Source organism: Arthrobacter sp. H5, from assembly GCF_000520595.1.
GTDB lineage: Bacteria > Actinomycetota > Actinomycetes > Actinomycetales > Micrococcaceae > Arthrobacter_D.
This window is the reverse complement of the sequence record NZ_KI915000.1, coordinates 51,098-73,886: the sequence shown is the minus strand read 5'-3', so window position 1 is coordinate 73,886 and position 22,789 is coordinate 51,098. Positions and strand designations below refer to the sequence as shown.

Here is a 22,789-nt window from a genome sequence, read left to right as displayed (position 1 = left end):
GGGCCGCCGCTCGTCCGGCAACCGGCGGGCCGCCGTCGTCGTCCTCGCCGATGGTACGGACCAACCCCTGGGTACTCACCGAAGGGGACGTCTCCCAGCAGCTGTCGGTGCTGAGGGGCGCCAGCCAGCGCCCGCAGGCCGGACCGGCTGAAAGCGAATCCCTCCTGGGAATGGAGACGCTGCGTACGGCGATCCGGCTCAAGCAGCCGGTGCGGCTGGGGTTCGTGGACAGTCATGGGAATCACGCACATGAGGTCCTTGTTCCCCTCTCCGTCACGGGTGGACGAGTCCGGGTGTTTGATCCGGGCAAGGAAGTGGAACGCGTCATCTCAATCCACCGGGTGATGGATGTTGAATTAGTGGAAGGTGCTACAACGGATGCCTAACGGGCCGCTGATCGTCCAGAGCGACAAGACCATCCTGCTGGAGGTGGATCATGAGCAGGCCACCGAGGCGCGCCACGCAATTGCCGCGTTTGCGGAGCTTGAGCGGGCGCCGGAACACGTCCACAGCTACCGGCTGACGCCGCTGGGGTTGTGGAACGCGCGCGCCGCGGGACTGGATGCGGAGCAAGTGCTGGACACATTGCTGAAGTACTCCCGGTTCCCTGTGCCACACGCGTTGCTGGTGGACATCGAGGACACCATGTCCCGCTACGGCAGGCTGCGTCTTGAGAAGGATGAGCAGCATGGGCTGGTGCTGCGGACCAATGACTATCCAGTGCTTGAAGAAGTGCTGCATGCCAAGAAGATCCAGCCGCTGCTTGGCCCGCGGATCGACGGCGAAACCGTGGTGGTCCACTCCTCGCAGCGGGGCCAGCTGAAACAGTTGCTGCTGAAGCTTGGCTGGCCGGCAGAGGACCTCGCCGGCTACGTGGACGGGACGCCGCACCCGATCATGCTCAACGAGGACGGCTGGACCCTGCGTCCATACCAAAAGCTGGCCACAGAGAATTTCTGGGCTGGCGGATCCGGCGTGGTGGTGTTGCCCTGTGGCGCCGGAAAAACGCTGGTGGGAGCGGCCGCGATGGCCACCAGCCAGACCACAACCCTGATTCTCGTGACCAACACGGTCTCCGCGAGGCAGTGGAAGGAAGAGCTGCTCAAGCGGACTTCGCTCACCGAGGATGAAATCGGGGAGTACTCCGGCGCCGTGAAGGAAGTGCGCCCGGTCACAATCGCAACGTACCAGGTGCTCACGCTGCGACGCGGCGGTCTTTACCCGCACCTGGAGCTCCTGGACGCCAACAACTGGGGTCTTATTGTCTATGACGAGGTTCATCTGCTGCCCGCCCCGATCTTCCGCATGACGGCGGATCTGCAGGCACGGCGCCGGCTTGGTCTCACCGCCACCCTGGTGCGCGAAGACGGCAGGGAAGGCGAAGTGTTCTCGCTGATCGGGCCCAAGCGCTACGACGCCCCGTGGAAGGACATTGAGGCGCAGGGCTATATCGCTCCGGCTGACTGTGTGGAGGTCCGTGTGGACCTGCCGCGGGATGAGCGGGTTGCGTACGCCATGGCCGACGACGGCGACAAGTACCGTTTGTGCGCCACCTCCGAGACCAAGACCGCTGTGGTGGAAAAACTCGTAGCGTCCCATCGGGGTGAGCAACTTCTAGTGATCGGCCAGTACATCGACCAGCTCGACGAGCTGGGACAGCGTCTGGACGCTCCCGTCATTAAAGGTGAAACCTCCGTGAAGGAACGGCAGCGGCTGTTCAATGAATTCCGGAGCGGCGAAGTGCATACGCTCGTCGTTTCCAAGGTGGCTAACTTCTCCATCGACCTGCCGGAAGCCGCCGTCGCCATTCAGGTTTCCGGTTCGTTTGGTTCCAGGCAGGAGGAAGCCCAGCGGCTGGGCCGCCTGCTGCGGCCGAAGGCGGATGGGCGGGCTGCACGGTTTTACACAGTGGTTGCCCGCGACACCCTGGATCAGGACTACGCTGCACGCCGTCAAAGGTTCCTCGCCGAGCAGGGCTACGCCTACAGCATCATGGACGCGGCCGACATTCCTCAAGCCTGACCTGCAGCTGACGTCCCGATCGTTCCCCACAACCGTCCAGCAAACTCCCAGAAACTGAGAGCAGACTAGAAATTGTGAATAAGTCAGGATCTGAAGCGAAACTCCTCGTGGTCGACGATGAGCCAAACATCCGCGAACTGCTATCCACCTCCCTGCGCTTCGCCGGGTTTGACGTGGTGGCAGCCGCCAACGGACGTGAGGCCCTAGCCGCCGCTGAAACCCACAACCCCGATCTTGCGGTGCTCGATGTCATGCTGCCGGATATGGACGGCTTTACCGTGACACGCAGGCTGCGTGCTGCGGGCCGCCATTTCCCAGTGGTATTTCTCACCGCCCGGGATGATACGGAAGACAAGGTCACCGGCCTCACCGTGGGTGGGGATGACTACGTCACCAAGCCGTTCAGCCTCGATGAGGTGGTGGCTCGCATCCGCGCCGTCCTGCGGCGCACTCAACCCACGGATGACGACGACGCCGTCATCCGTGTCGATGATTTGGAACTGGATGATGATGCCCACGAGGTTCGGCGGGCGGGTGAGACCATTGACCTCTCCCCCACCGAGTTCAAACTCCTTCGCTACCTGATGATGAACCCCAACCGTGTGCTCTCGAAGGCGCAGATCCTCGATCACGTTTGGGAATACGACTTCAACGGTGACGCGTCAATTGTTGAGTCCTACATCTCCTATCTGCGCCGCAAGATCGACAAGAACCCCGACGCGGCTGCACTGATCCAGACAAAGCGGGGCGTGGGCTACCTGTTGCGCACAGCCGATAAAAGGTAAGCAGCCGCACGTTGGCCCTCCGCTGGAAATCCGCTTCGCTGCGCACCCAACTCGTAGCCATCATGACGTTGCTCATGGTGGTTACTGTTGCCACTACGGGCTTCATCACTATCAGCCTCCTCCGGAACAGCCTGGTCACCCGCATCGACGAGGACATCCGGGCCAACGCGCAGTCGGTATCCAACAGCGTCTCCACCCTGGGCGCCGCTTCCGGAGATAACCTGTTGCGGTTCTACGGGGAGTGGATGAACCAACGCGGGCAGCAGGTGCGCGCCACACACTCCGGTGAGCTCGTCGACGTGCCCCGGATTGAAAATCTCTCCCTTGAAGAGGTGAGGGACCGGGAGTTGAAGGGGTTCACTGTTCCGGGCACTGCGCCGGACAGCGAAGGGTGGCGGGTGATCGCGTTCCCGCTTTCGGACGGCGAGAGTTCCGTTGCCGTAGCCACGCGGTTGAATACGGTAAATGCTTCGGTCAGCGAGGCGGGACGGATCATTTTCTTTGGCGGCTTTGCGTCAATTGCTGCCGCATCCCTGGTGGCCTTTATTGCAGTCACCCGTCAGTTCCGTCCGCTCAGCCGGGTGGAAAAGACGGCAGCCGCCATTGCAGCTGGAGACCTGTCACGCCGTGTCGAGGTGGAGCGTCCAGCCACGGAAGTGGGGAGGCTGTCACGTTCCCTCAACGCGATGCTTGCGCACATCGAGTCCGCGTTCGCGGCCCGGACGGACTCCGAGCGGAAGATGCGGCGATTTATCGCCGATGCCTCCCACGAACTGCGCACACCGCTGGTGACCATCCGCGGATTCTCCGAGCTATACCGTCACGGTGCGCTGCAGAAGGAGGAAGACGTCCAGGCAGCGATGGGGCGCATCGAAAGCGAAGCCAAGCGAATGGGGCAACTCGTGGAAGACTTGCTGACCCTGGCCCGCATCGACGAGCAGCGTCCGTTGGAAGCCCAGCCCGTCGACCTGTTCATCCTCGGCACGGACGCTGCACTGGACGCGCGCGCCATTGCCCCCGACCGCAGTATTCGGGTGATCGGGTTGGACGGCGGGGCGGCCCGCACGGCTCCCACCGTTGGCGACGAGGCACGCCTGCGCCAGGTGGTGGCCAACCTGGTCACGAATGCACTGCGCTACACCCCTGACGGCACTCCGATCGAGATCGCAGTGGGTGTGGCACCCGTCATCCATGACCGTTCCGACTCGGTGCTTGAGGTGCGGGACCACGGCCCGGGAATCTCGGATGAGGATGCAGCCCGCGTGTTCGAACGCTTTTACCGGGCCGACTCCTCGCGGTACCGGGAGACCGGAGGAACCGGACTGGGCCTCGCCATTGTCGCTGCGCTGGTAGCACAACATGACGGCAGCGTGCGGCTCGAGGAGACCGCAGGCGGTGGGGCAACCTTGTCCATCAGGTTGCCCCACAATCCGAATCCCACCGTTGAGTCAGACGAAGACGAAGATGAGGACGCCGGTTCAGACGCGCCGTCGGGCACTGGACGTTGATACGAATCACTCATCGCCTTCCTCCCCGATATTGACGGGCAATCGGCGCGGCTTTTCCGCGAAGCAAGCATGACCAGTCCTGCACAGCGGCCGCGACCCGAGCGCTTTATCCACAGATCGCTGCATTCTCCCGCCGGCCCCTGCCGGATCACCTAGCGTCGAAGGGTCAGGGCTAACAACAGGAGGACACCATGGCAATTTTCAACGTCAACACCGAATCCCTTGCCGCCAAAAGCGCGGACGTCCAAAACACCATCGCCCGTTTGCAGGCCGAGGTGAACGCCATGCAGTCAGGTCTGAGGTCTCTTGAAGGCGAATGGCGCGGGCTGGCCGCTGAGAACTTTCAGCAGCTGGTCACTGACTGGCGGGCCACCCAGGCAAGAGTGGAGGAATCACTGGCCAGCATCAATGAGGCGCTCTCGCTTGCAACCCAGCAGTACACCGAAGCGGAGACCAGCAACGCACGGATGTTCATGCACTGACCGCGGCGGTGGGGCCATCCGTGCAGCACCAGTGGTTCCGAGTCAGAGCATGCCACCCAAGACGTACGAAGGTTCTTAAACACAGAGAAGGCGTAGCCCCTTTCGGGGCCACGCCTTCTCGCTACGAACTTCGATGGACTGGCCGGGCTTAGAAGCCGCCCATACCGCCCATGCCGCCCATGTCGTCTCCTCCGCCGCCGGCAGGGGCTGCCTTCTCAGGCTTGTCCGCCACTACGGCTTCGGTGGTGAGGAACAGCCCGGCGATGGAGGCCGCGTTCTGCAGTGCAGAGCGGGTTACCTTCACGGGGTCGTTGACGCCTGCCGCAAGCAGGTCCTCGTAGTCTCCGGTTGCGGCGTTGAGGCCGTGGCCTGCAGGCAGTCCGCGGACCTTCTCGATAACAACGCCGGGCTCGAGGCCTGCGTTGAAAGCGATCTGCTTCAGCGGAGCGTCGATGGCGATCCGGACAATGTTTGCACCGGTTGCCTCGTCACCTTCGAGGGTGAGGTTGGCGAATGCCTTGGCGCCGGCCTGGATGAGGGCAACGCCGCCACCGGCAACGATGCCTTCTTCGACTGCAGCCTTTGCGTTGCGGACGGCGTCCTCAATGCGGTGCTTGCGCTCCTTGAGTTCTACCTCGGTCGCGGCACCGGCCTTGATCACTGCAACGCCGCCGGCCAGCTTGGCCAGGCGTTCCTGCAGCTTCTCGCGGTCGTAGTCGGAATCCGAGTTTTCGATCTCGGCGCGGATCTGGCTGACGCGTCCGGCGATCTCTTCAGCGTTTCCTGCACCCTCGACGATGGTGGTCTCGTCCTTGGTGACAACAACCTTGCGTGCGCTGCCCAAGAGGTCAAGGGTGGCGTTCTCAAGCTTGAGGCCAACTTCCTCGGCGATGACCTGGCCACCGGTGAGGATGGCGATGTCTGCGAGCTGTGCTTTGCGGCGGTCGCCGAAGCCTGGAGCCTTGACGGCAACGGACTTGAAGGTGCCGCGGATCTTGTTGACAACCAGGGTTGCCAGCGCTTCGCCTTCGATGTCTTCGGCGATGATCAGCAACGGCTTGCCGGACTGCATGACCTTCTCGAGGACAGCAACGAGGTCCTTGACGTTGGAGATCTTGGAGTTGACGATCAGGATGTACGGGTCTTCGAGCACCGTTTCCTGGCGCTCAGCGTCAGTAACGAAGTAGCCGGAAATGTAGCCCTTGTCGAAGCGCATACCCTCGGTGAGCTCCAGCTCAAGACCGAAGGTGTTGGACTCCTCAACGGTGATGACGCCTTCTTTGCCAACCTTGTCGAGGGCTTCAGCGATCAGGTCACCGATCTGCTGGTCACCGGCGGAAATCGAAGCGGTAGCCGCGATTTCCTCCTTGGTCTCGATCTCCTTGGCGGAGGCGAGCAGTTCCTTGGTGACGGCCTCGACGGCCTTCTCGATGCCGCGCTTGAGGCTGAGGGGGTCGGCGCCAGCGGCAACGTTACGCAGGCCTTCCTTGACCAGCGCCTGGGCGAGAACGGTGGCGGTGGTGGTTCCGTCACCGGCTACGTCATCAGTCTTCTTGGCAACTTCCTTGACCAGCTCTGCGCCGATCTTTTCGAACGGGTCATCCAGCTCGATCTCCTTGGCGATGGAAACGCCGTCATTGGTGATCGTGGGGGCGCCCCACTTCTTTTCAAGAACAACGTTGCGGCCACGTGGGCCCAGCGTTACCTTGACTGCATCAGCGAGGATGTTGAGTCCACGCTCGAGGCCACGGCGTGCCTCTTCATCAAAAGAAATGATCTTGGCCATAGCGGCTCAGGTCCTTTCGGGGACAGTCATGCTTGTCAGCTGCTCACCGTGCTGCGATGCCCGCGACGGACGGGCTTTGCAGGAACGATCTCTTTACGTCCCTGCGCTACCCTCACCACAGAGGTTTGCCTTGTTCACCCACGCCGTCGGCTAGCAGTCGACGGCTGAGAGTGCTAAGTCAATAATTAGCACTCTGGAGGGTCGAGTGCAAGCTGCCGCCGCGTCTTCCACTCACGGCGAAGCATTCCGTAAACCACTGAATCGTGGACCACCCCATCAACCATCCGTGCGTCCCGGAAACGTGCCTCCTCCCGCCAGCCAAGCCGGAGGCCCACCCGGCACATAGCGTGGTTACCGGACCAGGTCGCGAAGTCGAGCCGTCGGATATCGGTGGCCCCAAAGAGGTAATCGGTCCACTGCTTGGGCGATGCCCACCCGCTGGCGCAACTCCGGTCACTCACCGGCGTCCAGCTGCCCACGGAGACGAGAGACGGCGTCGGCCAGTTGATGAAACCGCCGCACCCTTATTGGAAGCCGGCCCCTACCACCACTGTCACATTCGGTGAGAGTGCCGATCCGCCCTGCACGGTTGGAATGCCCAGCAACGCCGCCAGCGCCTCAGCATTGGCACGCTGCTCCTCCCCGTTGTAGAAGACGATCGAGCCCAGGAGAGGCTCTCCCGCCCAATTACCGATTTCGGCAACCGTCCAGCCGTCCACTTGAAGGCGTCCCGCGGCGGTGGTTGCCAAACCACTCACCGTGGTGCCGTTGAGTACGGTAACCGGCTGAGCCCTATCGACGGCGGCGGCAGGCTCGGTCCCTTCCCCGGTTGGCTCAGGAGTTGCGCTCGGCGATGCACTGGGGGTAGCGCCTTCAGTGGCCTCAGGCGATTCGCTCGTTGCGTCTGATGGTTCTGTGGAGGCCTCATCCGGCGTGGGAGCGGCGGTGGTTGCCGAGGCTGGTTCAGCGGCTTCGCCGATACCCAGGCGCGGAAGGATGAAATAGGCCACAAGCCCCACGGCGAGCACAAGCAATCCAACGAAGATTTTCAAGGCCAGGCCGCTTGACCGTGGACTGCCCAGGCGTTCCCGGTGTACTCCCTGCCGTGCGGCGGATTCGGGAACCTTGTCGAACTCGTCGCGGGGGTACTGGCTCATGTGGTGGAAGTCCTTGGATCGACCGGCTAAATGTCAGCGCCGAGGCGGCGTGCGGAACGCGCACGTTGTCGGGTTGTACGTAGTCTACGCAATCTTTTGACCAGCATGGGATCGTGGGCAAGCGCGGCCTCGGTGTCGATCAGTGCATTGAGGATCTGGTAATAGTGGGTGGCCGACAGATCAAATATCTCCCGGATAGCCTGCTCCTTGGCCCCGGAATACTTCCACCACTGCCTCTCCAGGGCAAGTATCTTCTGTTCCCGGTCGCCGAGGCCACCGGTATCAATCCCGCCGTCGGCGTTGACTTCTGTCTGCGCGGCCGCGCCGTTTGCTGCCACGACACACCGTCCTTTCGTTGAATTCCGCCCGAGCCTTCCTGCCCATGGTAATGGGGAATCACACCGTTGTCATTTACGGCTGGACCTCTACATGTCGGCCTACGAATCAGGTTTCCTAGCCGGTTGCGATCACGCCACCCTTTCCCAGGAACAAGCCGCCGACCTCGCCGCCCGCCGGTTCTACGCCCTCGAAGCGCATCAGGAATGGTTGTCCAAGTTTGTGCCCGCCACGGTTTCCGCGATGGAAGTGGAAGCGTACCGGCGCAAACCGGGATCGTCCTACATTCCCCGCGACGGTGACACCCGCTACATGCAGCCTGTCGGCGGTGGTGGACAGTGACGATTCCCGATTACTTCCTGGCCGAAGCATTCGATGACCTCGCCGCCGCACAGAACCTAGCCGCCGAGGGTGAGAAGCACCGGGGCCAGGCCCGCATGGCATACCGTCTAGCCGCCGCCTACAGTTCCGAGCTGATGTACATCCGCGGCATCGGCTGGCACGTCTGGGACGGGCAGCGGTGGGCCGAGGATGAGAAGGACACCGCGAAAACCGCCGTGCTCGACGTGTTACGGCGTGCCCTTGCCCAATCGCTCGATGACAAGGATCTCCGCGCCGACGTTCGCAAATGTGAGTCATCTGCAGGAGTCGCCGGCGTCCTGGATCTCGCCTCAGCACTCCCGGCGCTGCGGGCATCCATAGACGAGCTCGACGCCGATCCTTATCTGTTGAACTGCGCTAACGGAACCCTCGACCTCCGAACCCGTCAGTTGCGGGGGCACGACCCGGTGGACCGCATCACCCGCGTGACCCGCGGAGCGTATGACCCGGAATCCGACCGGAGCGCATGGGACGGTTTCCTATCCGGAGTCCTACCGGATGAAGAGGAACGGGCCTACCTCCAGCGAGTCATCGGGCAGAGCGCCTACGGCCGCGTCAGGGAACACCTGTTCCCGGTCCTGACCGGCAGCGGCTCCAACGGCAAGGGAACCGCCTACGGTGCCATAACAAACGCGCTGGGGGACTACGCAACCATCATCAACCCGGAACTACTCATGAGCTCCGAGCGCGGCGGCGGGGGACCGGAAATGATGACCCTGCTTGATGCCCGCCTTGTCATCGGCTCCGAAACCGAAGAGGGCCGCCAGCTGGACGCGGCCACGATGAAGCGGCTGACCGGCGGCGACGAGCTCACCGCCCGGCGGCTCTACCAGGAACCCGTCAAATGGATGCCCACACACCAGCTTGTCTACGTCACCAATCACCTGCCCAAGGTGAAAGGCAACGACCCGGCAGTGTGGCGGCGCGTGCGCGTCGTGCCGTTCGATGTCGTGGTGACCGAAGCGCAGCGGGACCAGACGTTGCCGGAGCGGCTGGAGCTATCCGCCGACGCGATTCTGACATGGGTGGTTGAAGGATGGTTCGACTACGAAGACCACGACGGCATGAACGAGCCCGACAGTGTGCGCAACGCGACGGACAGGTACCAGACCGAGTCCGATGCCGTGAAGCGGTTCATTCAGTCCGAATGCGTCACCGGCCCCTACGTCCATGTAAAGACGCGGGACTTGTTCATCGCCTGGACAGCGTGGGCAGCGTCAGATGGAGCGGACCCCTTGAAAGAAACCCCCTTCGCGAAGGAGCTTGAACGGCTCGGTTACGAAGCCCGGAGAACAAAAGCCGGAATGGTCCGAGGTGGCATTGGATTACGCGCCGAAGACGACGAAAACGAAGGGCGGGTGTAGGGCTATGTACCCCTTTTGCAAACTCTCTCATGAGCAGGGATATAGAAAAGTTCCCGAAATGGGTACACAACCCTACACTCCGGCCCCAAAAACCCCGGAAACACGCGGAATTTCCGAAAGTCAGGAGCCCAGGCAATGACCACCGGACAGCCCGTCGTCCCGATCGGTTACGAGCCAACCAAGTTTGTCTGCCAGTTCGCCAAGCATGAACTTCAATGGCTCGCTGAACACCACATGCGGAAAGCCCAGGAAGCCCACCAGGACGCCCGTAAATGGATGAACCGGGCACTGCTGGCCGAAGCCCGTTTAGCCCTCTACGACGCACGAGAGAAGGCCAACAAATGACCGACTACATCCGCCCGTCCCAGTGTGAAAGCTGCTTGCCCGTCGAAACCGAGACCACCGCCGGCGGTATGGGCCGCTGCACCTACGAATACGCTCACCAGCCCGATTGCCCTAACTCGCCACATAAGAACGGAGTATCCCGATGATCCAGGTCACGGAGGAAGGGGAATGGGTCAACTACTTCATCCCCCTTGAGGAAGTCGAGAAACTCAGCAGACAGCAGCGAGACGCACTGTCCTACCACGGTGGCGACTGGAACGCCGAACACCGGCCGCCGAACATGCCAAGAAGGTACCCGCCCAACATCACGAAGGGCAGCGGGTGGAGTTTGACCGTCCTGGTCACTGAGGCATCAGCGGCCGCATCACGCATCCATGCCGCCTTATCAGTGCGGGGAAAGGGTGTGGCCTGAATGTTCAGCAGCAGACCGGAGCAACACCACCGGAACATCGCCGAACGGAGTATCCAGTGACCCGCCCTTATATCAAGGCCCGTACCTGGACGTGGCGCGACCGCGACGGCAATCAGACGCCCGGCATCGCACTTATGCACGGCGGCAGCGTCAAAGCCCACCTGACCTATGCGGAGGCGCTGCGCATGGCGGATCGTCTCGTGGATCTCACCGACGCCGCCGGCAACCCCGAACAGCCCCTACCCAGCACCACAGCAGAACAGGAATAGCACCCATGCCAATCACGATCATCACCCCCGATGGAACACACCAGTTCGATGCCAAGCCCGAAGAAGTCAGCCAAACCGGGCCAGTGCTCAAGATCACCCGCAAGGGGCAGGTCATCGCGCACTTCCGACGCTGGACTAGCTGGTTCGAAACTCCCGCTACCGAAGAAAAGAAATAGCAACCATGGACGAAATAACCGAAACAAACCGGGCTTACGTCAAAGCACTTTTTCAAGGTGATGAGCCGGAGGACGAACAAGCGCCAGCAGTCCGGCAGGAGCCCGTCTCCGCCCCGGTCATTCCCGGCCAGGAGCGCACCCCCGACCAGGTTACGGAAAGCCCGCTCCGCGCCTTCACCCGGGAGTTGTTCGAGCAGTGACCGAAGCCCCCGCAACCACAAGCAACACCAAACCGAAAGGCAACACCATGCAGACCAAACTCAACCCAAACCAGCGCACAGCTATTCAGATAATCAGATAATCAGATAATCAGGCAAGAGAGTAAGCACTTGGGCCTTGAGATCCCCGAAGCCGCAGCCACCACACCCCCGCCGCTGACCATCACCGCACCCGGCCCCGACGAAATCACAGAAATCGTGACTCAGCTACTCGCCGCCGGCAAAGACCCCGGCACAGACAAGACCGTGCAGGCACTCGTCACACGCGCCTACCTAGCAAACCTCCCCGGCGTCACTGAAGCCCTCGAAGCCAAGCGGGACCAAGAGGTTCTGGCAGTGTTCCTGGAAGCCGCGCCCAGCATCAACAACCAGTTGGCCGAGATGTTCGCCGCCGACGCCGAAACCCTCGAACGGCATAAGGACACCGTGGGAGCCGTGCCCCTCGCCTACCTCGAACCCGACAGCATGAACCTAAACGCAGGGAAAGCGGCGCTGGAGATCCTGGACGCCAACAAGCACATCTCCCAGGTTTGCGCGGTCTGGCGACTCATCCATCACATGCTTCCCAGCCTCACGGAGAACCCATACTCCAAGGCCCTCGTGATCGGGAACCCCACATCCACACAATGGATGGAGAACCGGCTACGCGGCGCCAACCCCGAAGCCTGGGACCTCGTCATCATCGGCGTGAAGCTCAGCCTAGGCACAAGCACACAGGAAGTCGCCGCCCGCTTCCAGTCACTCGAGCAGGCAGCAGTGCAGTACGATGCCGAAGCCCTGGAGGCTGAGAAGTGGGGACACGGCGGACAAGCGGCCCGGATCGCCGGCAACAAGGGAGCACTGGGCAACCTCGCCCACAACCTCGCGCAAGCCAACGCCAGCTAACCAACGTGGGCCGGTCACCACGACCGGCCCATGAAGTACCCCAGGCCCCAGCCCCGCGACCGTATTTCCGTTCTAGCACCCCCCGGTATAGCTATACATCCCCTCGGCGCTGGATGAATCGACCTATTCCACCCCTCCCACAACACCCATTTCCACAGAAGGACAATGTAATGGAACACAAAACCCCGTCGGGGCTGAAATCTGGAGGCCGCAAATTGTGGCGATCCGTCACAGATGACTACGAATTAGGCCAACATGAGCTATCAATTCTGCTCGAAGCCGCACGCACATTGGACGCTTTGGATGAGCTGGAGCGGATAGTCAGGGATGAAGGCGTGACCAACGTCAGCCCTCAGGGCGTCCGGGCGCATCCTGCCCTTGTGGAGGCTCGCCAGCAGCGCGTGACGCTGGCAAAACTCGTTGCTTCCCTGCGCATTCCAATCGAGGATGAACAGGAAGCCATACGGACGCCGCAGAAGCGCGTGAGCATCCGTTCCATATCGGCGGTCCGGTGAGACGCCGGCCGAAGGTTGTTTTACTGGACGACGGGAAGCCGTGGGACGGGACTATTCCGGGCTGGGCTCTGGCGTTCCACCCGAACGACTGGCCGGGAGTGCAGCCGTGGGAACAGTGGGATAACTGGTGGTCCGCCGCGAGAGATTGGGCTGACGGGCACATGCCCAAGGGCTTCGATGAACTCATCCAGAAGATGCCCGTCCTACCTTCCCGGCCTTGGAATCAGGCGGACATCTAATCAGACCATGGCGTGAAGCTCACGGCGGGCTGCAACAGTGCAAGTGCCGAAGTATGGCGGTTAGCGTTCCTTCGTTGCGCAGTGATCCGTCAGCGCCAGCCGCCGGAAATGGGCCGGAGCATAATTTGAAGAGGTAAGCCTTTCGTCCACTCACGGCCACAGCGGCACAGCATAAGCGGTCCCGAACCTCTAAAGAGATCCGGGACCGCTTTTGCTAATCGGCGTGGTTGTGGGGGAGCGCAGCCTTTATAGCTCCTCCGGACTTTTCACGATCAGCGATTGCCTCAACGTCGTTCTGGATGCTGACCACCGAACTATCTATAGCGTCCAGCTTGTCCAGGATCTTCTGCAACAGCTCAGTGTTCTTGTCCATATCTGCGCCATCCCTGCCTAGTCTCGCTTGTCACCGGAAAGCTCCGGAGAGGTCTACGTTATCGGTAGCTCGAAACTCGGGTAGACCTACCCCCACGCACGACACCCGCTAACCCTATCTCCTGTTCTTTCCCCATGGTCTAGGGTTTCACACACGGGAATTCTGAGCTCTCACGGCACAGAAAAGCCCCGAGCGGTACGCGGAGCCGGAGCCCCCACCCTCCTTGTGAGGGTGAGGCCTCTCCGCGCTTAGTAGGCCCACTCCCACCCGTACATGGACGAGAAGTCGTTATACACGAGGATGCCGGAGGGCGATTCGACATCGAGGACGACGAGGCCCGTAGCCTTTTCTCCCGGACCGATGCTTGAAGGAAGCATGGCACCGTCCTCGTAGCAGTACATGCTGGCGATCGTCCCTGCGTCGAGGTTCGATGTCGTCCCGTTCGCTGCGATCGGTTTGAACCCGAAGGCGTCCATGTAGAAGGATCCCCCATCCTCTGCAAGGGCGGGCAGCGTCTCCACAGAAACGTCGAGGGTGATGAGGTGCCCGTTCTCCGCGGGCTCCGCGTCTAGCCGGGTGCACGGCGCGTCGACGGTGATGGAGTTTACGACGAAGGTCGCGGTGTCCACCCCTTCCGAATTTGTAATGGCCGCGCCGTCGCCGGGAGTGAGGACCAGATTGCCTCTATCCGAGTACTCGCCCTCAGGTCGGGCGTCGGCGGGATCTTCGGTGGTCTCTTCCGGCAGCGGTGACGGTTCGGAGACTACGGGCGTTTCGGTGGCGGTGCTGTCGGCCGCTGCAGTGCTTTCGGGTGAGGCGGGGTCGACATTCGGTGCTTCTGCCGCGGTGGGTGAGCTGCATCCCGCGAGCAGAAGTGCGGTGATGCCGAGCGGCGCAAGGTACTTCTTCACGGTGTCCCCCTGGTGATGTGGTGGATGTGATCTTACAGCGCCAGCCTCTCGATACGCTAGGGATTGCCTGAGCCAACTGACTACGCATCGTCAAACGATCTGAATGTTGCACAGGATGGACGTGACCGTCAGGCGCGACCCAGAGACCCGCGTTCACCACACAGAAAAGCCCCGGACAAGCGGAGCCGGGGCAGTCCTAGGCGGTTGGAGCCGCTGTCAGGCGTACTTGGTGGCGAGCCTTGCCAGCGCGTTGCCCGCAGCGAGCGCCTGAGAGGTAGTGAGCATGGTGATTACGGACAGGTCCGGCGCTAGGAGCTCGAAGGTCACGCCGCGATCAACTGTGAACGTGGTTTCGATCCGCCATCCGTCGCCAGCCTCAGACGGTCCATCGAAGTAATCGGCCAGCAGATCCGGATTGAACGCATCCTCGGCTTGGACGAACCCTTCGGGCGGCATTAGCTCAGATGGCGTCACGCCCTGCGCGTCGGCCATTTCGAAGAGGTCGCGGACAGTGGCGGGGTAGGTTGTTGCGTTCATGGTTGAACCTGTCTTTCTTGTTGTGGCGGGTTGATGCTGAGCGTAGTGCTCGGGTAGGACATTTTCAGACTGTACGGATGCCTTCGGGGTGCCACTGCTGACGGGAGCCGTCGGAGAGGGTGACCCATACGCCGCGGCTGGTTACACGCCATACTTTCCCGACAGGCCCGACAGGCCCGGCAGTATCGCCGAACATCCCGACAAACTGGACGCGCTTACCGGTGAACCGGGCCTTGGATTCTTTGGGTGTCATGGTGGCTTCCTCCGTCAGGATTAGTAATGGAAACAATGCCCCATGGCGGTTCCACTTGTCTTTGGAGTCCTCCCACTGACCGTACTTTTTTGCCGTGTACCCCGGGATTGCCCTGATCGATCTCGGACTATGACAACCTCCAACACAAACAGCAAGGATCAAGAGATGCGACACTTTACCGGCACCATCAAGGCCTTTGCCGCACTGAATGTGGCACTGCTCGCTCTGCGCATCAGCGGCGCGGCGTACCGATCGACCGATGAGCGCGAGCGGGGCGACGTGCCCGGCTGGGTGATGATATTTAGGTACCCATGTCATACCAGGTACTAACTCTTGGACATAAATATCCCGACCCTGAACGCGGCTCTCGTTTCAGGAGGTCTTCCCGAATAGACTGAAATTCGTCGGATGCGGATACAGGACGGGAGTCTCGCTATGGATGACGAGCGAAAATTAGCACTGGAAGCCATGGCAGCGGAGGCGTCCAGATTAGGTGACGCAATCGCCGAACGCCATGCCGCCGCGGAACGCTTTATTGCGGTAGCTGGAACGTTGGCCGGCGTGGGCTTAACGTTGGGCTTAGCCGAGGGTCAGAAACCCATTCTTATTGCCCTGCCCGTCGGCATCGCCATAATCATGCTTTATATGATGCAGATCTATACTGACGCTGGTATGCACAGTGGCCATCGTGAAGCGCTTGAGCTCCATTTGGAAGACGAGTTGGGTCAAACCGTGCTTGTCGGGCAAACACATGTAGCAAAAAAGCATGCTAGGCGTCCTAGCGTAGGGTTGACGTCGGGCTTGGTGGCGATTTGTTGGATTGGGACAGTTGTGCTGGGTGGAAGGACAGTCCTGACGTGGGACGCCACTTCGGGGCCAGGAAAAGAGGGATACATTTGGGTCTTCGGCCTTATCGTTGCCTTCGCCATCTTTGTGATGTGCCGAGCCTTCAATGAAAATAGGTTCGCTGAAGCTAATGCCATAGCAGCTGCAAGAGGCGCTTGGTCGAAGCAAGAACCACAGTGACCGCTGCCTCTACTGGTCAAGATGCCCTCGCACATAGCCCCCACCTAGCTCTGAGAATCGCGCTTTTTACCGACAGCATCGGGCCGGGTTACAACGGATTGACCATCGCGGTGGCGCAGTTGAGAGATGAGCTGCTATCGACTGGTCATGACGTAATTCTCGTGGCTCCTCGCGGGCAAGGGAAGCTTGGCGAGGAGAGTACTACAAGGTTTCTGCTTCCTGCGCTGCGATTGCCAGGAGTGCATCCAGCCATTGCAACTGGGTATGGTTTTCGGGGTTGTTTGCGCCGATTGGCACACGCCCGAGTTGATGTAGTCCACGTGAACAGCGTTGGCCCTATAGGACTCTTGGGAGTTTTCCTCGCGGTGCGTAGTAAGCTCCCGTTGGTGGTTACGTGGCATACAGATCTCCTATCCTACTTACGTTACTACCCTCTACTTAGGCCTTTAATTCCCTTTTGGCTTTGGGCGGTCAAGTCTCTTTGTACATCTGGTAGATCGCGCCGTGTCGACAGAGCCGGGGCTCCTGTTGGCGAGGCCGGAAGTAAGCCGGCGCTCAACCTTCTCCACGGAATATCTTATGTTCTAAGAGCCGCTGACCTCATTACGGCGCCATCCGATAAGGTCGCTTGTCAGCTGAAGCGCCTCACCGTTGACACCCCGATATGTATAGTTCCCGCTGGCGTGGACGGAGCAATCTCGAGGCCGGCGCAACGTTCCATCAATTCTGATCGAGCATTGAGTTTTCCGCGCCTACTCTATGTTGGTCGCATAGCCTCCGAAAAAGGAATTGAACTGTTGTTGGATGCATTCGCCTTAGTCCGAGAAGCAATACCCGGGGCAACGTTGCAACTTGTTGGAGACGCGTCCCGGTCGGGATCTTTGCGACGCAGGCTTAGGAGACTACGTCCCGATTCCGCAGTCACCCTAGCCGGAGAAGTCGACCCCTGCCTTCTTCATACCTACTACGACAACGCAGACGTATTCGTCTTTCCGTCGACCACCGATACGCAGGCGCTCGTTCTACATGAGGCCGCGCATTCGGGCCTGCCCATAGTGACCGTTGATGGGCAGCTGCCAGCGGTTATAGCTGAGGGAAGGAACGCCTTGGTGAGCGAAGCATCTGCGATGGCGCTGTCCAGAAGCATACTTGCGATGCTGGTGTCGTGCAGTGAGCCCGAGTATCTTTTAGACGCCGGAAAGACGGGCAAGCAATTAGCAATGAGGTATTCGCGGCAGCGACAAGTTATTGAGATGGTCAGGCTATACAGGCTCGTGTTGGCCGATGAGCGCAACAGGAGATGCATGTGAAGGTCAATGTGTTATCGGAATCTGCCTTCACCGTCGGCGGACACGGTGTCCATTCGGTATATGAGGACAACCTCGAAAGTTTAAGAGGGGCCGAGGGTGTGGAGGCTATTAGCGACCCTTTCAGGAAGGCAGACCTCGTTCACCTGCACACAGTAGGTCCACTGGCCCTACTTTGCATGTATACAGCGCCGTGCACCGTGGTTACGGCCCATCTTACGGCCGGTTCCCTCGTGGGCAGCATCGCAGGGTGCCGCCCATTTCGGAAGCCAATTGAGATCTATCTACGCTGGTTCTACAACAAAGCAGATCATGTAATTGCAGTTAGCGAGCACACGCGGGAGGAGTTGCGTCGAATGGGAGTCAAGAGAGCCATCTCAGTAGTGCCCAATAAGGCTCCGACCGTTGCGAGCACTCCAACTAAAGCGGATTCCAGAAAGCTTCTGGCGCTGCCGCAAGGACAGCCAGTGGTTCTGACCGTCGGCCAGGTGCAACCTCGTAAAGGCGTATCCACGTTTCATGAAGTTGCGGCAAGCATGCCGGATGCCCTTTTTGTGTGGGTGGGTGGGTTCCCTTTCGGAATTTTAACCTCCCGATACTTCGCGATGCGCCGGTTACTGAGGTCAAGGCCCGGCAATGTTGTGCATAGCGGACAGCTAAGCCGCGATGATGTCAAAGCGTACTTCTGTGCCTCCGACGTATATTTCCACCCTAGCCATCACGAATTAGCGCCGATGGCAGTCCTCGAAGCGGCAAACCATGGTTTGCCGCTCGTTCTTCGCGACCTAGCTTGCTATCGCCAGCTACTGGGCGACACCTATCTAGCTGGCAACGACGGTACGTTCACACAGAAGCTTCGAAACGTGATCGACAGCGAGGAGCTCCGCAAGCGCATGTCAAGTAGCGCGCTCAGCCTCGCCGAAGAGGGCTCTGCTAGCCGAACCGCTCGGGCATTACTTGTGATCTACGAGGAGCTACTAAATTCCGAGGAACCTTCTCTGTCACTCAGCGGGTGATTGAGATGAAAGCGCCAGATTTGGCCCTGGAGCGAGCATGTTCACGGCATGAGCCAAGATATCTACGTACTCATGTCGGCCTTCGCACACAAACCTAGCGCTCGCGCCCGCCCCAAGCTCCAGAGACATCTTGTGTGCCTACAATTCGGGGGCCCCGGTCTCAGCTGTGGAAGTTTCGGCTAAAGAGGCGGCACGGCGCCTGACTCCTCTGTACTCAGGGTTACCCGCGGGCCGTTGCAGTTGGCCGAGGACTGTATCTGCGAGCCGAAGGCTGAGGGCGGCAAGCGTCAGAGAGGGTTTGGCTGCCAAAATGCTTGGGAACACCGATAGGTCAGCAACGTATAGATTATCGTAGGAGTGCACGCGCTGCGTTTCATCCACGACGCTGGAAGCAGCACGACCCATACGCATCGTTCCACCTGAGTGGCCTATTTGGGCGCCACTGAAGTAGCGCAGGCTGCGGGAGATTGCCGCTTGCCTACCTTTGCCAATCACTTTTTGGAGTTCAACCGCGGCCTCGCGCACTTCAGATTCGTACCGCAGTCCGCCCTCGTTGGCCTCGGTGTATACCGATAGCTTTCCGACCGCTGGATCGAAAGTAACCTGATTGTTGTCATTCAGGTGACTGGGGAAGAAGAACTGAACGTCCACACTAACTTTATTCATTGCCTGGACAATGACTTGTTGCCATAGGTCTTCGTCCGCAACTCGTCGGTCCCAGTACTGGTAGTTGACCATGACCTCTATGTTGTATGGGTGGTTCTGGTCTGCAGCGTCCGCGTGCTGAATCATAAGCTTGGCGTGGTCTTGGGTGCCGAGCGGAGCATCTTCGGCCGGCCACTCGAACCGCACGGAGAAGTTGGGGTGGTCCGTCAACCCTTTCCCTATCAGATGGTTCGGGTCGTGAAGCTGACTCGCCAAGGCGATGCGAGTACTCCCAAGAGATCCGGCAGCTAGGATCACGAATTTGCCCTTGAAACGACGGCGCTTGTTTGCCAACAGGTCTTCGCAAATGACCGCGTTGACGTGGCCTCCTTCCGCTTCGACATGGGTCACCATGTGATTTGTGTTTATTGTGAGGTTCGCGTTTCCTGCGGAACCCGGGAACGCCATCGAGTCAAGTAACAAGTCGACCGTTGAGAACAGCCCATTCGACTCCCTGATTAGGTTTTGCTGAATGATTCGGCCGTCGCGCAACTCCACCAAATGGGGCTGATGCCGTGCCCGCGGCAATCGCGCTACCTTGTACTCAGGAAACTGCGTCGTGACCTCAGCGACTAATTGCTCCTCGTAGGGCCCCCGGGTGAGCTGCCTGCGCATGAGGGAGAGGGCTCTGTCATAGCCGCCTTCGGTTGTGAGGTAGTCCTGTACGGCTTGTGGCCAGTGGCCTCCAAACTCCCAGGGCTCGGCTTGCTGAATTATGCCGGACCAGAAAAGAGATCCCCCACCGAGGTTGATCTTGACTCCTCCTTCGAATGTCGAATCTGTCGAAGTCTTATGGCCGTACACGAAATATCGGTCCTTCAACGGATCCCAGTCCCCGGGCAAGTTGTATATGTGCGTCGGGAACAGCAGGCTGCCGGCTTCAAGTAGAAGTACGTTGGCGCCGCGGTCTGACAATTCGTCGGCAATGATGCCCCCGCTCATCCCCGATCCCACGACTATCGCGTCATAGACGACATCTTGATTGTGATTAGCGCGGAAGTGGTGCTGTTGCACTGGCGTTTCAAACACATGTAGGTTGTCGTGGCCGTGGAGGAATCGGTCTGGCACCTCCCCGAACTTAACCTCGTCTTCTTGTATGTGGTGATCGCCCGAGCTAGGGAAACGCAGCGGCTCGTGCTCCATGCGGTAGCTGCGGTCGACAACAAGAGAAACTTGCACTGTTGATCCCGCAACGGGGAAGTACCTCGACGGATCCAAGGTGAACAGCCAAAATCCGCGGCCGTCTGAAGTTCTTGAGTAGTCGCCGTATATGTCATAGTCCCAGCCACCGATATCGGTTCTTAGGGTGACCTCGTGATTGGGTGCGTATCGCTCCGTGTAGAAGCGGATTGAGAAACCAGGTTCGTCTTGCGGTTCCATATAGGGTCCTCAGAGGTTGGAACGTGGATGAGAATTTTGATACGGCAGACAGTAATTGCACTTAAGATCAACTATGACGCGCGTCACATCTTTGCGCTAGAGTACCCACCCTCCCTTGCCGAAGTCACCCTCCCGGCCGAGATCACCCCGCATGCGCGGTGACGTCGACGCTCAGGGGTGACTTCGGCAAGGATAGAAGGATGGAAAACGACGGCGCACTGTTCCCTCTGCCGGACGCCCCACCTGCGCAGGATCTTCCTTTTGCAGCGCCGGCCCTGCTGGAGAACGTAATGTCACCGGGCTGGGCGGAGGCATTGAGCCCCGTGGCTCCGCAGATACACCGGCTTGCCCGCCTTCTGGCTGCGGACCAGGACGCCGGTCACCGCCTGCTGCCGGACGGCCAGCATGTTCTCCGCGCGTTCGGGCGTCCCCTCGACGGGGTCAAGGTTCTCATCGTAGGTCAGGATCCCTATCCGACTCCCGGTCACGCTGTGGGGCTCTCCTTCTCCGTGGCTCGCAATATCCGACCGCTGCCGCGGAGCCTGGCCAACATCTATAAAGAGTTCGCCGCGGATCTGGGCGAGACGGCACCCGCGGACGGCGATCTTTCGGGCTGGGTCGAGGAGGGCGTGCTGCTGTTGAACCGCGTGCTCACCGTTCGGGCCGGGGAAGCCGGATCGCACCGACGCCTCGGCTGGGAAGTCGTGACGGATGCAGCAGTGAGGGCGCTGGTCGCCCGGAATCGTCCCCTCGTCGCAGTGCTCTGGGGCCGCGACGCACAGCAACTGAAACCACTGCTCGGAAACACGCCGGTGATCGAGTCCGTGCATCCCAGCCCGCTCTCTGCATCGAGGGGATTCTTTGGTTCGCGCCCCTTCAGCCGCGCCAATGACCTCCTGCGTGCCCAGGGCGCCACGCCGGTCGACTGGCTACGGCGCTGACGGTCACCGCCGCCGGTTGCGGCGTTCGTTGCTGCTGAGTTTTTTGGTGAACGGGCGGGCAAGGTTGTCACCGAGGACAATGCCGCCGGCCACGGCCAGAATGATTGTCAGCGCATTGAACAAGCCGATGGCGCCTGCGGATGCGATATCGGTTTCTATGGTGAGGTCATACATGGACCGGAAGATTGTCAGTCCGGGGTAAAGGAACATGACTGCCGGAACGGCCACCACCAACTGCGGCGCCCCCATCCGAAGCGCAATCACCCGCGCGAGCATGCCGATAAGCACCGCTGAAATGGCCGGCGCCAACCGGTACCCGACACCAAGGCTCACCACGGCGATGTACAGCACATACCCGGCCACCCCGATCAGCGCCGTGGGAAGCAGCAGTTTGATGTCCGTCTGCTCCGCGACACAGATCATTGCGACGGCGACAAAAACCAGGAGAACAACCACTGGGACGGGGTACAGGGAACCATCGGAGGTTGTCACGTCGAGTTCCGGCACCCCGATCATGGCGCCAATAACCAGTGCGACAGCGATACCCGACACGATTCCTGCGAAGACAAGGAAGGCGGAAAGAAACCTTCCCGCGGCCGTCACGGGGAATCCGTTTATGGCATCCTGGGTGGCGGACACCAGCCGGCCGGTAGGCAGCAGCAGGAGAATACCGCCCACCACCACCAGGGCAGGCTCAATGGGAACACGCAGCCACCAAAACAACATGGCGGTCAGCGTGACGAGCGCGGCGGAGGTTGCCACCGCGAAGAACTCCGGCACCCGCCAGCGCCCTAGCTGGCGCGAGAGGAGGTCCACGCCGATACAGCTCGCAAAGGAAATCAAAGAACCGAGTGGACCGCCGCCAATGAAGGCAACGATCGCGGCCGCGAAAATACCGAAGGCAGCCGTGACCATCCAGCGCGGAAACGGCTTGGGCCTGCGGGTGATGTCATCGAGGCGCCGGATCGCTTCCGAACGGTCGACGCCACCGTCCACAATCTCGGTGACCAGGCGATGCACGCCGGTGAGTCCCGCGTAATTGTTGGTCCATGAGCGGACCACCCGCAGCACCGTGGTGGGGGTCTGGTCCTTTGCGGAGTAGTTCAGAACCACCGACTGGTTAGTGATGTCCACCTCGATGTTGTCCAGGCCAAATGCCGCCGTGACCGCAATGATGCTGGTCTCAACTTCAAGGGCACCTGCACCGTACCGGAACATTGTTTCGGCCAGGCTCAGGGCAAAGTCCAGCGTGCGGCGTGCGTTCGCATCCGGTCCGACTGACTGGATGGTCGGGTTGGCGTACGGGCTTCCGGCCAACCGCTCCACGATGTTCATCGCCTGTGTGGGTGGAGCCTCCCCCTGCACCAGCCTGCGAAGCACCTTCCGGGCGGCCATGCTGGAACGGTCGGGGCGGACGGACCGTGGCGTGGTGGGAAGCGCGTCGGTGGGGTTGGGCTGCG

29 protein-coding genes and 1 pseudogene are annotated in these 22,789 nt (G+C 60.6%); 20 read left to right on the top strand and 10 right to left on the bottom strand.

From position 1 onward, the window contains the following. From Y708_RS24865 to Y708_RS0112970, 5 genes and pseudogenes are all read left to right on the top strand, one after another. Positions 1–386: pseudogene (locus tag Y708_RS24865) on the top strand (hypothetical protein); the annotation flags it as partial. Then, positions 379–2,022, top strand: coding sequence for a DNA repair helicase XPB (locus Y708_RS0112985; RefSeq protein WP_028280275.1), 1,644 nt, complete (start codon positions 379–381; stop codon positions 2,020–2,022). The pseudogene Y708_RS24865 and the gene Y708_RS0112985, both read left to right, overlap by 8 nt. A gap of 74 nt (positions 2,023–2,096) precedes the next feature. Beyond that, positions 2,097–2,807 (top strand): response regulator transcription factor, encoded by a 711-nt coding sequence (locus Y708_RS0112980; RefSeq protein WP_028280274.1) that lies wholly within the window; start codon positions 2,097–2,099, stop codon positions 2,805–2,807. 11 nt (positions 2,808–2,818) lie between these two features. Continuing rightward, positions 2,819–4,315 (top strand): sensor histidine kinase, encoded by a 1,497-nt coding sequence (locus tag Y708_RS0112975; RefSeq protein ID WP_028280273.1) that lies wholly within the window; start codon positions 2,819–2,821, stop codon positions 4,313–4,315. Between the two features lie 191 nt (positions 4,316–4,506). Then, a complete protein-coding gene (locus tag Y708_RS0112970) occupies positions 4,507–4,797 on the top strand; it encodes a WXG100 family type VII secretion target (RefSeq protein WP_028280272.1) in 291 nt (96 codons plus the stop codon). A gap of 148 nt (positions 4,798–4,945) precedes the next feature. On the opposite strand, the gene groL is transcribed toward Y708_RS0112970, so the two are convergent. From groL to Y708_RS0112950, 4 genes are all read right to left on the bottom strand, one after another. Next, positions 4,946–6,583 carry a chaperonin GroEL gene (groL, locus tag Y708_RS0112965; protein WP_028280271.1) on the bottom strand — a complete coding sequence of 546 codons (1,638 nt, stop codon included), beginning with the start codon at positions 6,581–6,583 and terminating at the stop codon, positions 4,946–4,948. A 185-nt stretch (positions 6,584–6,768) separates the two neighbouring features. Continuing rightward, on the bottom strand, positions 6,769–7,044 hold the full coding sequence (locus Y708_RS24860; RefSeq protein WP_051478973.1) for a GNAT family N-acetyltransferase: 276 nt from the start codon (positions 7,042–7,044) through the stop codon (positions 6,769–6,771). Between the two features lie 63 nt (positions 7,045–7,107). Then, entirely contained in the window at positions 7,108–7,740 is a 633-nt protein-coding gene (locus tag Y708_RS0112955) for a LytR C-terminal domain-containing protein (protein ID WP_028280270.1), read from the bottom strand. Between the two features lie 26 nt (positions 7,741–7,766). Then, a complete protein-coding gene (locus Y708_RS0112950; protein WP_051478994.1) occupies positions 7,767–8,027 on the bottom strand; it encodes a DUF3263 domain-containing protein in 261 nt (86 codons plus the stop codon). 142 nt (positions 8,028–8,169) lie between these two features. Between Y708_RS0112950 and Y708_RS0112945 the strand changes: the two genes are divergently transcribed. The 9 genes from Y708_RS0112945 (at position 8,170) to Y708_RS0112905 (ending at position 12,641) form a co-directional block, all read left to right on the top strand. Then, a complete protein-coding gene (locus Y708_RS0112945; protein ID WP_028280268.1) occupies positions 8,170–8,418 on the top strand; it encodes a hypothetical protein in 249 nt (82 codons plus the stop codon). After that, complete coding sequence (locus tag Y708_RS0112940; RefSeq protein ID WP_253905806.1) at positions 8,415–9,821, top strand: DNA primase family protein; 1,407 nt, start codon at positions 8,415–8,417, stop codon at positions 9,819–9,821. Before Y708_RS0112945 ends, Y708_RS0112940 begins: the two co-directional genes overlap by 4 nt. Positions 9,822–9,956: 135 nt before the next feature. Beyond that, a complete protein-coding gene (locus tag Y708_RS0112935) occupies positions 9,957–10,166 on the top strand; it encodes a hypothetical protein (protein ID WP_028280266.1) in 210 nt (69 codons plus the stop codon). Positions 10,167–10,308: 142 nt separating this feature from the next. Beyond that, positions 10,309–10,578, top strand: coding sequence for a hypothetical protein (locus Y708_RS0112930; RefSeq protein ID WP_028280265.1), 270 nt, complete (start codon positions 10,309–10,311; stop codon positions 10,576–10,578). 56 nt (positions 10,579–10,634) lie between these two features. Further along, complete coding sequence (locus tag Y708_RS0112925; RefSeq protein ID WP_028280264.1) at positions 10,635–10,847, top strand: hypothetical protein; 213 nt, start codon at positions 10,635–10,637, stop codon at positions 10,845–10,847. Between the two features lie 5 nt (positions 10,848–10,852). Further along, complete coding sequence (locus Y708_RS29220; RefSeq protein WP_155853852.1) at positions 10,853–11,023, top strand: hypothetical protein; 171 nt, start codon at positions 10,853–10,855, stop codon at positions 11,021–11,023. Positions 11,024–11,028: 5 nt separating this feature from the next. Then, positions 11,029–11,223, top strand: coding sequence for a hypothetical protein (locus tag Y708_RS0112915; protein ID WP_028280263.1), 195 nt, complete (start codon positions 11,029–11,031; stop codon positions 11,221–11,223). 129 nt (positions 11,224–11,352) lie between these two features. Further along, positions 11,353–12,126, top strand: coding sequence for a hypothetical protein (locus Y708_RS0112910; RefSeq protein ID WP_028280262.1), 774 nt, complete (start codon positions 11,353–11,355; stop codon positions 12,124–12,126). Between the two features lie 170 nt (positions 12,127–12,296). Next, positions 12,297–12,641 carry a terminase gene (locus Y708_RS0112905; protein ID WP_028280261.1) on the top strand — a complete coding sequence of 115 codons (345 nt, stop codon included), beginning with the start codon at positions 12,297–12,299 and terminating at the stop codon, positions 12,639–12,641. A 453-nt stretch (positions 12,642–13,094) separates the two neighbouring features. Here the strand turns inward: Y708_RS0112905 and Y708_RS29215 are convergent, their stop codons facing one another. From Y708_RS29215 to Y708_RS0112880, 4 genes are all read right to left on the bottom strand, one after another. Further along, entirely contained in the window at positions 13,095–13,253 is a 159-nt protein-coding gene (locus Y708_RS29215) for a hypothetical protein (protein ID WP_155853851.1), read from the bottom strand. A 248-nt stretch (positions 13,254–13,501) separates the two neighbouring features. Next, positions 13,502–14,164 carry a putative periplasmic lipoprotein gene (locus tag Y708_RS0112890; protein ID WP_028280259.1) on the bottom strand — a complete coding sequence of 221 codons (663 nt, stop codon included), beginning with the start codon at positions 14,162–14,164 and terminating at the stop codon, positions 13,502–13,504. Between the two features lie 216 nt (positions 14,165–14,380). Beyond that, positions 14,381–14,701, bottom strand: a complete 321-nt coding sequence (locus Y708_RS0112885; protein ID WP_028280258.1) for a hypothetical protein — start codon at positions 14,699–14,701, stop codon at positions 14,381–14,383. A 64-nt stretch (positions 14,702–14,765) separates the two neighbouring features. Continuing rightward, positions 14,766–14,954, bottom strand: coding sequence for a hypothetical protein (locus Y708_RS0112880; protein WP_028280257.1), 189 nt, complete (start codon positions 14,952–14,954; stop codon positions 14,766–14,768). Between the two features lie 165 nt (positions 14,955–15,119). On the opposite strand from Y708_RS0112880, the gene Y708_RS29210 reads away from it, so the two are divergent. The 4 genes from Y708_RS29210 to Y708_RS31520 all read left to right on the top strand — a co-directional run bounded on the left by Y708_RS29210 (position 15,120) and on the right by Y708_RS31520 (position 18,303). After that, the gene (locus Y708_RS29210; protein ID WP_155853850.1) at positions 15,120–15,284 is read left to right on the top strand and encodes a hypothetical protein; all 165 of its coding nucleotides are present in this window, start codon (positions 15,120–15,122) and stop codon (positions 15,282–15,284) included. Between the two features lie 105 nt (positions 15,285–15,389). Further along, the gene (locus Y708_RS0112870; protein ID WP_155853849.1) at positions 15,390–15,980 is read left to right on the top strand and encodes a hypothetical protein; all 591 of its coding nucleotides are present in this window, start codon (positions 15,390–15,392) and stop codon (positions 15,978–15,980) included. Next, positions 15,977–17,290, top strand: a complete 1,314-nt coding sequence (locus Y708_RS31525) for a glycosyltransferase (RefSeq protein WP_343212974.1) — start codon at positions 15,977–15,979, stop codon at positions 17,288–17,290. The genes Y708_RS0112870 and Y708_RS31525 overlap by 4 nt, the downstream gene beginning before the upstream one ends. After that, positions 17,281–18,303 (top strand): glycosyltransferase, encoded by a 1,023-nt coding sequence (locus Y708_RS31520; protein ID WP_081746777.1) that lies wholly within the window; start codon positions 17,281–17,283, stop codon positions 18,301–18,303. Before Y708_RS31525 ends, Y708_RS31520 begins: the two co-directional genes overlap by 10 nt. Positions 18,304–18,441: 138 nt before the next feature. Here Y708_RS31520 and Y708_RS24855 read toward each other — a convergent pair whose 3' ends face one another. Then, complete coding sequence (locus tag Y708_RS24855) at positions 18,442–20,388, bottom strand: GMC oxidoreductase (RefSeq protein WP_051478972.1); 1,947 nt, start codon at positions 20,386–20,388, stop codon at positions 18,442–18,444. Positions 20,389–20,415: 27 nt separating this feature from the next. On the opposite strand from Y708_RS24855, the gene Y708_RS31425 reads away from it, so the two are divergent. Together Y708_RS31425 and Y708_RS0112845 are read left to right on the top strand one after the other, a co-directional pair. Further along, complete coding sequence (locus Y708_RS31425) at positions 20,416–20,550, top strand: hypothetical protein (RefSeq protein WP_275451109.1); 135 nt, start codon at positions 20,416–20,418, stop codon at positions 20,548–20,550. Positions 20,551–20,588: 38 nt separating this feature from the next. After that, entirely contained in the window at positions 20,589–21,329 is a 741-nt protein-coding gene (locus Y708_RS0112845; protein ID WP_081746775.1) for a uracil-DNA glycosylase, read from the top strand. Positions 21,330–21,332: 3 nt separating this feature from the next. Here Y708_RS0112845 and Y708_RS0112840 read toward each other — a convergent pair. Continuing rightward, positions 21,333–22,789 (bottom strand): threonine/serine exporter family protein (locus Y708_RS0112840; protein WP_081746773.1); only part of this gene is annotated, 1,457 nt, incomplete at its 5' end.